General features: G+C 51.9%; 9 protein-coding genes. 4 read left to right on the forward strand and 5 right to left on the reverse strand.

Annotated features, from left to right (window positions below; translation table 11 throughout):
• Positions 1-6 precede the first annotated feature (6 nt).
• Both ACRBCU_RS18145 and ACRBCU_RS18150 read left to right on the forward strand, forming a co-directional pair.
• Positions 7-408: a hypothetical protein gene (locus ACRBCU_RS18145; protein ID WP_431366807.1), complete on the forward strand. Its 402-nt coding sequence runs from the start codon at positions 7-9 to the stop codon at positions 406-408.
• A gap of 216 nt (positions 409-624) precedes the next feature.
• On the forward strand, positions 625-2,016 hold the full coding sequence (locus tag ACRBCU_RS18150) for a HEPN domain-containing protein (protein WP_431366808.1): 1,392 nt from the start codon (positions 625-627) through the stop codon (positions 2,014-2,016).
• Positions 2,017-2,132: 116 nt separating this feature from the next.
• Here ACRBCU_RS18150 and ACRBCU_RS18155 read toward each other — a convergent pair whose 3' ends face one another.
• The 5 genes from ACRBCU_RS18155 to ACRBCU_RS18175 all read right to left on the reverse strand — a co-directional run bounded on the left by ACRBCU_RS18155 (position 2,133) and on the right by ACRBCU_RS18175 (position 10,289).
• Entirely contained in the window at positions 2,133-4,256 is a 2,124-nt protein-coding gene (locus tag ACRBCU_RS18155; protein WP_431366809.1) for an AIPR family protein, read from the reverse strand.
• A 1-nt stretch (position 4,257) separates the two neighbouring features.
• The gene (locus tag ACRBCU_RS18160; protein WP_431366810.1) at positions 4,258-5,202 is read right to left on the reverse strand and encodes a PD-(D/E)XK motif protein; all 945 of its coding nucleotides are present in this window, start codon (positions 5,200-5,202) and stop codon (positions 4,258-4,260) included.
• Positions 5,192-7,945, reverse strand: a complete 2,754-nt coding sequence (locus ACRBCU_RS18165; protein ID WP_431366811.1) for a Z1 domain-containing protein — start codon at positions 7,943-7,945, stop codon at positions 5,192-5,194. The genes ACRBCU_RS18160 and ACRBCU_RS18165 overlap by 11 nt, the downstream gene beginning before the upstream one ends.
• A 1-nt stretch (position 7,946) precedes the next feature.
• Positions 7,947-9,434 carry an ATP-binding protein gene (locus ACRBCU_RS18170; protein WP_431366812.1) on the reverse strand — a complete coding sequence of 496 codons (1,488 nt, stop codon included), beginning with the start codon at positions 9,432-9,434 and terminating at the stop codon, positions 7,947-7,949.
• Between the two features lie 432 nt (positions 9,435-9,866).
• Positions 9,867-10,289, reverse strand: coding sequence for a helix-turn-helix domain-containing protein (locus tag ACRBCU_RS18175; RefSeq protein ID WP_431366813.1), 423 nt, complete (start codon positions 10,287-10,289; stop codon positions 9,867-9,869).
• A gap of 153 nt (positions 10,290-10,442) precedes the next feature.
• Between ACRBCU_RS18175 and ACRBCU_RS18180 the strand changes: the two genes are divergently transcribed.
• Positions 10,443-10,790 carry a hypothetical protein gene (locus ACRBCU_RS18180; RefSeq protein ID WP_431366814.1) on the forward strand — a complete coding sequence of 116 codons (348 nt, stop codon included), beginning with the start codon at positions 10,443-10,445 and terminating at the stop codon, positions 10,788-10,790.
• 74 nt (positions 10,791-10,864) lie between these two features.
• On the forward strand, positions 10,865-11,670 hold an 806-nt coding region (locus ACRBCU_RS18185; RefSeq protein WP_431366815.1), incomplete at its 3' end, for a tyrosine-type recombinase/integrase.

The raw sequence follows: 11,670 nt of genomic DNA on the forward strand, positions 1-11,670 counted from the left end.
AAAGACATGGGGACCGTTTTCGAGGACGTGCTGGCTGACAACGATCGGATTCTTGTGACCGTTCCGACAAAGGCCAAGGTTATTACCTTCAGTAACAGTGGTAGGGGTGGTAAGCGGAACTGGTTTGCCATGACAACAGATCAACTAAGAGGCTGCCTTGAAGACATGCTTGAGGGCTTGGACGCTTTTCCATCCATTTATGAGGAGAAGTTGTGGAGGGAGTTGTTCAAGACCCATCTGACCGAGGATGTGGCACGAACCATGGGAGCCGTGCAGACGCTACCTCTCTTCGAAGTTCTGGCGAAGGTGATCCACTACTCGAACGGCTCGGGCCCCAGATCGTTCAAGACGATCAATCTCGAGCCGAATGCAGTGCGGCAGGCTATTGCCATGCTAGAACGCGACTAGCGTTCTGCGCCTAACACAAGATGGCCGTATGAAATCAAGCGTGAGTTTAGGAGGCGGGTATCCTTAGTGAAAACCTCGGATGACCGGTGTCAGCCCAAAGCAGTCGTGGCAGTTTTACATATCCACATGGGGTAGAATATAGTCCACCCGAAAGTTGCCAAGCATAGATTGCTGGCTTCCCGAAATTGTCAGAACTCCATTTCTCAAGGCCTACAAATGACTAAAGATAATTCAGGATCATATACTTTTACTATTGATGCGAGCGATGAGGTTCCCTTTGGCTGGTCAGGTGTACTTATCTTTCCTGAGAACAAGTCCGAAAGCGTTCAGTTTAACCTTTATAGCAACAATGATTGGTCATTCTCAAAGCCATTTCGCGAGATAGGCGATCATGGCAAATATGTTGTGCATGGTTGGCTAAACTCTTGTCGGCCTGTCACGCTTTTGGAACCCTTTTACAACTTCAGTGGTGGCGGAGAATGGGCAAGGGGATTTCGGCAATCAACTCGTTTGTCTGGTTATGTTGGCGACTTGGTTGAGGGTGTTCATATAGATAGCTGCAACACGTCCGCCATTTCAGAGGTCGGGTTTTGGTCTGAGGCTCTTGTCGCTATTGGGCACATGCAAAAATGTCGTACGAAGGCTGTGGTGTGTGAACATGACATGCCTGGAGCCAAGAAATTATTATCTGAGACAATTGTGGGTGGCCTTGGCGTACTGAGCTTTACGATTGTCTATCGCAAGGATGAGCATTCTTACGAGCAAGTTGATCGGGCATATACTCGTCTAATAACGGACAATGGTATTGATATCTGGACTGCACAGAAATGGGCGCGGTTTCAATTGAGCTTTATTGATTTTCTGGTCGGTTCTTCGGCGGGTAACTTTCATACGTCTGTGTTGGTGAATGTGCCGAAGCGTGATGGTCGTGCGGTTGATAATCACTTGAGGTTGGAGGTTTATCCAAGGAAAAGGGCAGACCATCCGGGGGAGATCAGCCTTCGTTTGAAAAATCCGATTGCCGCTATCCCTCAGGCTCTGGTGAAGGCGTGGAATGACGATCAAATCAAGTTGCGTATTTCCGCAATAAACACATTGCAAACTGCAAAATTGGGTGTCTTTGAGCGGTTCATACGAACCATTGCCTTTCTTGAACAGTGGCTGCGCAAAAGGTATCCAAACTGTTCCGAGAAGCAAAAGCGGTACAAGGCTTCTGTAGGCGGATACAGTACGTATCTAAAAACGGCGTCAGACGAGGTGCAGGCCTTTGCCACAGAGTTTGCAAGCCCACGACACCCTAAGAGAAATAGTCTCAAAGATCTACTAATGTTAGCTTTCGAGGAATGTCGGCCGTTGGGTCTGGTATGTGATGAACCACGTGCGAAAATCATAGCAGATCGAAGAAACGAGCTAGCACATGGGAATGAGCCTTCTGAAAATGATCAAATTCAGGATTTGCTCCTTGGGTCAGATATTGGTTTAGCAGTGATTGAGCTGTTGACGCTGAAAGATTTAGGGCTTGATCCAGAGAAGCAGTTTAAGCCGCGTCAGGACCGCTATGGCACCCAAAACGGTATTTACGAATTGAGGGCCTATGGTGATGGTTAATTCTGACTTTGCAAAGTCCGCTTCCTGCGCAAAGCTGCCGCTCGGAACTCCGCTTGAACATCGAAGGCGCGCCAGAAGCAGACCGGAGGCTCGCGTCAAATACAGAATACTAGGCCCTATTTAGTTACCTCCAGAGCTGAGTGAGTGTAGCCTAGCCCCTTGAGTTTTTCCAAGCACCTCAGGGCCGTTTTTGCCTGGTGTGCGGACGGAATTTTCGAAGGTATCGCCGCGCAGATAGACAGCACCCTGTCATCCATGGGTGAAAGGGCCTTTTTGTCGGTTCCCCAGTTCAGAACGTCCTGCCAGAAATCGGCACCGACTTCGACTATCCAGCTTTCGACGATCAGATCCTTCGTCAAGTCACTGTCCGCCCGCGCCTCCTGCGCGACCGAACGGACATCTTCAGGATCCACGAGCGCGTCCAGAAACTCTTTAGGATACTCTAACTCGCGCTGTTTGAGTGTTTTCCAGCAGGCCTCTTTCTTTGCCCATTCGCCGATGTGACGCATGCCTGCGACAGGATTCAGGATGACCTCCTGTGCCTCGGAGCACGCGATATCAAGCGCTGCTTCGAGGCTGGTCAGATTTCGCTGCAGCCTCCAGACTCGATCGAGATCGATCGCCTTGTTCATCTCAGTAACATCTGAAACCACTTTCGCGATGCCGTATGTGACAATGTTCGCGCGGTAGCCGCCCTCGTACCAGGTTTCGGCGGCGGCGGAGACAAGCTTTTCGGTGGCGCGGAAGACAATTGCCTTTGAAACCAGCCGTTTGTACCAGGTCTCGTCAAAGGAAACCCCTTCCTTGCCCCATCTCGTGCCAATGCTCTTGGCGAAGTTTGCAAAGTTCTTCTGTGCGCCGAGGCTGACAACATGGGGCTTGCACCGGAACGAGTTTTCGTATTTTGCGAGATCGGTCTTGGTGAAGAACCCTGAACGCGGGTAAGTTCCGTCAAACTTCTTCCGTTCGGCAGGAGTTTTATTTCCTCGCGCATCCGCGTATTGCCCACGGGCACGCTCATAGAACCACTTTGTATCCTGGAACCCGTTTTCCCCGGCTGGCGCATAGATTTTGCGAGAAAATTCCTCCATCCGGATATGGAACGGGTGGTTAGAAAAGAAGTCGGCGGCATTCACCTTGTTCTGGGTGTTGGCGTATTCTGAAATTTTGGGGACAACGTCTTCAGATTGTTCCTTCGGAACGATATTGAGTTTCATCTGGACATAGACGTTCTTTAGCTGCTCGGGGGCAGTTTTCATTGCGGCATGCAGTGAAGCCGTCGTCTGGCCCCCGTTCACGATCTGCAGATTTTCGACGCTGGACAGGACGAGACCGTCGCCTGTCTTTGAAATGGTCACAGCATCGGCCGTCGCGGTGATCCCGTTGTTATAGGGTAAGAACATGTGTGGCTCCCTGGCGATCGTATCCCGGATTCCCCGGTTCACATTGCCCCGCGCCTGAAGGAAAGAGCGCACGTTAGATTCCAGAAGGCGAGCACCCCATTTGTTATAAATGCCAGCTAGCTGATCGCCGTTTATTACAGCCAAATAGCTTTCCAGTGCGGCATCGCCACCGAAAGCCTTGAGGATTGGGATACTGCCATCAAAGTCCTTTTCGAGGTCTATTACGAGGTCCTCGCGGGCTTGGCCCTGTTCCACATATTTTTGAAGTCGTTTCAGATCCCACACGTTGTAGGTGACGCTCTTGCCGTCGACCTTTCCAGCTGAATAGGAATCAACTCTTGCGGAGGTGGATGCGGTCGTGGCGATGATCAGTTTGATGCTTTCCAGTTGCGACCATTTACGCGCAATGAGATCACACAGGATTGCACCGTCACTCGTTTCCTCGATCGCATCCCGGAACTCTTCACTTCTCGCTGCGCGCAGAAATTCGACAAGTTTGCCAAACAGGCTTTTAATTTCAGGCGAACCCATCTCACGGACAGTTTCACTGTATCGGAAATCTGTCAGTATGAGGCTCAGGGTGCTGTCTTCGTTATTGGTCCCGATACTGTAGCCGGTAACGGCTATCGGTTTGGTTAGCGTTCGTGCATCTTCTTTGCGGCGGCGCTTCCACTCTCCCTCATGCCTGCTCCAGGATGGCGTGTCGATTTCACCAGCCTCGTTAAGCATGTCACCAATCAGCTCAAAAAAGCTCTCCTCCTGAAGTGCTCCTTCCGATGTCGCGGTTCCCATAATGTCGCTCAGGAACTGTTGGTGAAATTCCTCAAGTCCATCCATTTCAGGTCCCCCCCGCTAAAATTTCCGGTTCAAATTCGGTGACAAAAGGTGCGCATTCGGCCAAGTCGATTGCATAGGTGACGTTGTGGACACCACTGTTGAGGGGTGGTGTGATGCGTGGAAAGCCGTCGGCAACTGTGAAGGTCTGGCAGGTGCCGACAATCCAGCGACGCTTCTCGTAATCGTGACCTCGCTCATACCCGATTGCTTCGAGGCGCTCCTCCAGAACATTGAGGCAGTCGGGATAATCCTCGAACAGCGCTACGGTATTTTCTACATGACCGTGTAGATTGTCACCCTCCGGAATTACAGCGCTATCCACGTCATACACCCGAAGGAATAGCTGTCGTCCGGTTACATCAGAGAGCTGGTCCTCCGAGGAGATCCTGACATACGGCTTGGCTGCGCCTCGTCTCGCTTTCACCTCGATGCAGGCTGCGGGAAACTCGAAGTCTTTTGCGGCGCCTTCCGGTCCAGTCCAGCCCTCTATCGCGGTCTCGGGCGATACGTGAGTTGAGATTTCACGAAGGAACGCCAGCTCGCCAACCAGTCCTCGCTGTTCCTCTTTGCTAAGACCTTGAGAGGAGCCACCCTTAAGCAGAAAGTGCCATCGGCGCGTTCGCCTGATGACACGGTCAAGCGCTGCAGTTTGGTCTGGAGCACCTTCCGCAGCCTCGACAATATCGCGGCATAGGGTTTCAAAAATCTCGCGGTGCGCGTTGTCGAGTAGCGATATGACAAGGGCTCTACCGTTGACTGTCCTGAACTGCACATTGATGTTTTTGAGTGCAGGAAGATCTGCCGTCGTCTCTGTTGCGGGCGCGAGGCCCATCAACAGCGCCGGAGCCTTGTTCTCGATGGTTGCCCAGAAGAAGTCATGCTTCCCCTGCGCATCAACCCGCCGCATGTTGCCTTCAGCAAGGCCTTTCCAAGGATCATCGTTCATCCACGTTCTCCTCGTCCTCATCAATATCAGGATCGCCAAAGAGTTCGCGCTGTTTGGTTGTGTTGATGATGTATTCGACTTTCTCGTCCGCGCTCGCGGATCTTGGAAAACTGATGGCCCAGGCAACAACAGGCTTGTCAGGGAAATCCTTGTGGTCTGCTATGTGTTTCTCCTCCGGCTCCCTGATATCGACCAAATAGAGCGCAATCAGCGGCCGCTCACGGACTTCGCGGTATATCTTGCCAGGATGGTTTGCCTTGGTATCCGCTGGAAGCGAACGTGCCTCGCGGTCAGCAGCTTCCGCTTCGAGCGCCAGTTCTTCCGGAATTCCCAATCTTTCAACGCCTCGAGAAGAAACGCGCATTTTGGAGCCGCCGATCGACATAAAACCACGCTCCAGGTCAAAAGCACCAATTTTCCGTGTAATCGGGACAATAGGCCACCCGAGCGAGGTGTCCAAATCACCCGTTTTCAAAGTAGCAATATGAACATCCCATTCAGCGAGCTCATCACCCTCGCGTTTGCGGATGTATCCCCTTAACGGATCGATCTGGGTTGTGATGCTCTCGTCCGCATTTACCCATGCGAGCAGGAAGTCGTCTATGAACTCCACGGGGACAGTCTTTAGCAAGTACCCGCCTGTAACGGTTTCGGCTTTTTCTGGGGAATAACCTTTCTCTCGAAGCCGAGAGATGAATGCGCGTGCAGCGCTCCGGTTCTTTTGGAGGTCCTCACCATTAGATACCAGTCTCGCGGTTTCCACAAAGCTCGAAGACAAGCCTACCGCCACCGTCTTCTTTCCTGAGCCAAGCTTGTTTCGCGCTGTAACCATTAGTGCGGAAGGGTGACTTTTAACAGCTAAGCCGAATTGCTTCGGTGTCGCCTTCGCACTCTCCATGAGGCGCAGCTCCTGATGCAACTCCTCGGTGGCATCCGCGATGTGGGCGTACCAAGACACAGCTTCGCGGGGCATCCAGATGCGACACAAATCGTCATAGCCCATGCGGTATCCAAACCAGCGACCCATTTGCATAAGCGTATCATACATCATGGTGTTTCGGAGGAACCAAGTGGTTGTTAGCCCTTCAAGAGTAAGGCCTCGGGAAAGCGAGAAACCCCCGACAGCAATCACTGTGACGCCCTGTTTACCTGACGAGGAATAGTCGAGGTCGTTTCGTGCGCTGTTAACTTCGACAACCTTCGCAGATGCGACTGCGTTGTAGAGTGCTGCCCGCACCTCGGGCCAATCAAATTCACTCGTTGAAAACTCGTCATTCCAAACTCTCTTGAGTTCGGCAATTTCAGGATCAAGGTCAGCCGCTGCCCCCTTGGCTCCATTGACGCGCAACGCATTCTTTATATTGTCGAGAACTTCATGCAGCCGAGTACGGAGAATACCCTGCATGCGCGTAAATCGGCTTGCATTGACGAGCATAGAGGCGTGCTTGTCGACTTGGCCTCGCAAGTTACGGATTGTTCTGGCGACGAGAAACACACGGAGTGCATCGGTCAAGGATGTTGGCAGTTCGTTGAGCTCATGATCGATCTTGTGCTTTAGCGGCAAGATATCTTCGTTATCGTCGATGTAACGGATGAACTCCGGTTCAGCGTCATCATCCGATATGCCCTCGATAAAGACACGCTTGCCTCCAAAGTAGTTCGACGGTGCGTCCAGTCCGATAATGAAATCACGAGGGAAAAGGTCTTCGCCCCACATATCGTCTTCCTGATCTGGATCGATGAAAATGTTTGCGAACGGGGTGGCCGTGTAGCCCACGTAGCAACTCCGGTGGAACAGGCCGAGCAATTCCCGGATCTGCCCGTTAATCCTTGTGACTTCTTCCTTTCCATACTTCGTGTTGATCGATGCGTTGTCGGCCTCATCGTCAATGAGAAGCATCGGCTGACTGATCATCTCCTCATCGCCGTGCGAGCTGTTCTCTTTAAGCCAGTCAATAAGGTTCCCTAAAGTGCTGTAGTTCTTTTTGATCACAAGAACGACTGGTACCTTGTAAGAGTCAATCTGGCTCTTGTTGGTGGTCGCGACAGCTTTTTTGAAGTCGTCGATCGTCGTTGTCAGGCTGACTGGCACATTGCGGTCATCAATCAAACCGACGCCAACACGCCGGTTGCTTTTGCCCGCTTTCGACATCCTGCCTGTATCGCGCCCAATGAAGCCTTCATCAATCCGCTGCTGCGTCTGGTTCCGAAGGTTGTTGTGAATGCCAGCGATAACAATGATTAGTCTATAACCCGCATCTGCTGCCTTGCAGATCAGGCCTGTGTAATTTGCAGTTTTACCACTCTGCACATGGCCCACAACCATACCTTTAGAGTCCCAAACCACGTTCTTTTTGGGATTGCCCATCCGACCTAGTGTTTTGTCGGTGATGTCATCAAGTTTGATGACTACATCTTTCGGCAAGCCGGTTCGGATCAGGTGCTTTCGGTAACGTCCCCAATAGAATGGATCGATGTTTTGTTTGGCATCGTCCAGCCAGGGTTCAAAATCATCGCTGGTCACAACCGCGCTGAGGCCCATGCTGATGCCGTTACGTACCTCGAATTCCCGCGCCAGAAATTCCTCCTGCTCGGACGACACCGACTCGTACCCCAGTGCCGGCATGACCGAGTTCAACGTCGAAATAAGCGCGCGAAGTTCGTCGGCTGTTTTGTTGTCTGAACTGACAAGTGCTTGTGAAACCTGGGCATCTAGAAAATCGTAATTACTCACTTCGCTCATTTCAGACGTCTTCCTCTAGGTATTTGTTTATCATTTCTTGCGTCCGGTCCCAGTGGGCGCGGAGAACAACGTTGTTTTTCAAAAGGTCCGGAATGACATTGGCGGAGATGCCGCCTTCAAGTAGGCTCGTGATCAGGGCCCCTACCTGTAGGCCGAGAGCTTCGTCATCGAGATGATCGCTAGCAACTTTCTCCGCTCCGCCGATAATATCGGCATGAATGGTCTCCACCGGGAGGGAAGATCCGATCAAGCGGATGCAGGCATCGAAATCGCTTTGCAAATCACCTCCTATCCGGTCACGAAAGTCCTGGAAGACGGGGTGCGAAAGATCCGGTCTGAAGATGATTTTGTCATCTTGCAAAACGCGATTCCAAACAGGCAGTTGATCTTCTGCTATCAGTTTGCGCCCTCGGCGTGTGTAGGTTCTTTTCGACGTGGAAACAAAACGTTCAACGATGCTCTTGAGTTTGTTTCGAACGGTCGGTGGAAGTTGCGCCGATGCCTTTTTGACGTCGATTTTCCAGTCGGCATCCATGGAGTTAGGGATGTCTAAAGCAATGCGGCACAGTTTGGTCGACTCAGCCTGCCTCGCTAATCCTAGCCAGCCGCCCGCAATAATCAAACGATCCGCCCGATAGACGTAAAGCCCTTGCGACCTTTGGTGCCCCTCCGGTCCACCAATATCATCCCATTCCTGTTGGGACATCTTCTTATGGTGAGGGAGGGTAACACATTTGAAGCTCACGACGCCTTTTGATAGTTTCAGGAACTCTTCGGAGTCCAGCTGGCGTGCAGGATGCCCTTCGGCGAAAGGGTCGATCGGCTCGAGCTTTACATGGTTGAGGTAGAGGGAAATTCGTGAAGGTGAGCCGCTCATGTAGCGATGGAAGACTAGCCTGAGGTGGCGTTCGGCACTGCTAAGGGCTGCATTGAGCGTTTGGGTTCTTTTAGTGCCATCATTCTTGTATCCGCCATCGAGGCGATCAAGTTTTTTCCAGACGACAATGGTGCCGAAATCTCCCAGGTGCTGCGCAGATGGAACTGTGCTTGGATTATCAAGGATTACTGCAGACCATCGATTTGTTTCGCCAACCCGATCTAGGTCCCAAGCCGCAGCTGTAGTTTCTCCATTCTTTCGCGTTAGAACCGTGAGTTGTCGGCATTGGGAAAAGCTCGCACTTTTTAAGCCTAGACCAAAACGCCCCAGATCTTTTGCGTCGCGTTCATCTCGAGGATTTTTTGTGCCTGGCCTAAGAGCCTCAAGCAACTCTGCCCTTGTCATGCCGTGACCATTGTCAGCAATTGCTATCCAAGGATCATCTGAAACTGTATCGGCAAAGATATCAATTCTCTTGGCAGATGCAGTGATCGAGTTATCTACAATATCTGCCAGAGACGTCTCGAGGCTATAGCCAAAATCTCTAAGGCCTTCGATGAGGCTTGCCGCGTGTGGGGGAAGATCAATCTCGGTCGAGTTTTCGAAATTCAATGTTTACGTCCTACTTGAGCCAGAAAATATTGGCTAACGGTATTTTTGTGGACTGACTTGTCCACAGATCAAGGATTATCATGATCGGCCAAGAGACCATTATCTCGAGCACCTTTGGTGCCGGACCACTGACTCATTGACCAAATATTCGAGCTTCTTTTGGGTGAAATACAATGTAAGAGCAGCGCCTGTGAGAACTGGAAGAATTAGCCCCGAGATAGCGGCCGCAATCACGAATGAACCCAGTAGCCAAGTAAACTGGGTTGGCGCTCCTCCAAAAAAGAAGTGAGAAGCAAGCCAGATAGATAACACTGACGAGGAAAAAAGCTGGATAGATTGGGGAAAGCGCCTGCACTGTGTTTTTCTTTGCTCGCTCTAAGGTCGCACGGCGCAACATTTGCCATTCTCTGCTAGGTTTTTTCATGATCAAATTTATTCCCTTACCAACTCGATCCACGTGTGCACGTCGTCGTTACTGACTTCACGGCCCTCGACGTGTGACTGATACCAGCGAGCTACGATTGCACCGCGTTTCTCGCTCTTAATTCTGATGTTTTCCTCAGTGAGGTGTTGATCGAGCGAAATCTCGATCCTCTTTAGCGCTTCGAAGTCATGCGCGGCCCTAACAGATTTTGTGCCCAAAAGGATCCATGCTGCGTCAACATCGAACTTGTCGGCAATCGCGACCAAGGCCTCAACGGGAAGGCCGCGCTGGCCTTTTTCGTAGCTGTGATAGGCGCGGTGTGAAACGCCAATTGCGTCCGCCATGGCGGTTTGCGTCAAGCCGACTTCGTTGCGCGCGATCGCAAGTCGCGCCCCCATTTCCGAGAAGACAGCCTTCAAATCTCGCGCCATGCAAGGTTCCCATTGACGTGACTGTCAAACTGCGCGAAACCGCACAAAATGACATAAAATTCCAATTAATCCCATCTGACCACGTCAGAAGGTGCAGAACAAGGGATTCCATGCGTGTCGCCGATTCAACTTAAGCGGACAAGGACGACTGAAATGGCAGAGACCAACTATTCAGACAGCTCTCAGATCCTGGGGCTAGGAAAAACGCCCGCCCAATGGGTCGAAGTTATGGCAGGGATGGGGATCGATATTTCGGAACGCACCTTGCGCGAACGCGCCAATGAGACGGGCGCTTTTTATCGGCTAGGGCGGACCATGCTGATCTCACCCGCGCAGATTGATACGATTTTTGAAGGAGGCCAGTCATGCCGCTCCAAATTTACAAGAGGGGCCACGTTTATTGGGCCAAGGGGTGAATCGAATACAACGGCAGACCAATCGCCGGCCCATACCGGCGAAGCACTAAGGCATCTTCAGAAGAGGGCGCACGGGACTGGATAAACCATGAGACCGAACGTCAGATCCGTCGCTATGCCGTGGGCGACGAACCGTGCAAGACGTTTTCCGATGCTATCATGCTTTACAACGCGTCGCCTAAGGCAGCAAAGCAGTTGAACCCGATAGTCGAAGCAATCTGTGACCTGTCGCTAGGTTCGATTTCAGGTGCGTTATTGAAGAGCTTTGGGCCGAAGCTGAAACCCACAGCGTCGACCGATACCTGGTGGCGTGAAATCGTGACGCCAGCGAGTGCGGTTATCAACAATGCGCACGAGCTGGAGGGGACGCCGCTAATCCGGGTAAAGCCCCACGACAAGTTCGAGCGGATCACTCAAGACAAGCGGCGCGGGAAACTTAGCCGTGTCGAGCGCACGCCAGCTGATAAGGAATGGATCGAGGCGTTTTGCCGTGCCGCTGATCCATATAACGCCGCGCTGGTCCGTTTCATGTTTGAGACGGCGGCACGAATTGATCAGGCGGTATCTTTGGAGCCTGATGATCTGCGGTCGCTTGAGAACAAAGTCCGAGTGAAGGCGCAAAAGGGCCATCCAGAGAGTTGGATCACCGTCTCACCTCAGATGATGGACGAGCTCCTGGCGTTGCCGCCGAAACGCCCCAAGAACCGCAAGACCGGCAAATTGATGAAAGCCCGCGTTTTCGGCTATGGTAGTTCAACCGGCTACAACACCCGTTGGAAGACGATCTGCAAGCGTGCTGGCATCCAATATCTGTCCACGCACCAAGCAGGGCGTCATGGGTTCTTCACTGAATTGGTTGTCCGGCAGGGTGTCAATCCCGTAACTGCAGCTAAGGCTGGGCGCTGGTCAGATCCTAGTTTACCAATTCGCATCTATGCCCATGCAGAGACGGATGAGGCCGATGT

The sequence above is a fragment of the Planktotalea sp. genome (genome assembly GCF_050633725.1).
Taxonomy (GTDB): Bacteria; Pseudomonadota; Alphaproteobacteria; order Rhodobacterales; family Rhodobacteraceae; genus Planktotalea.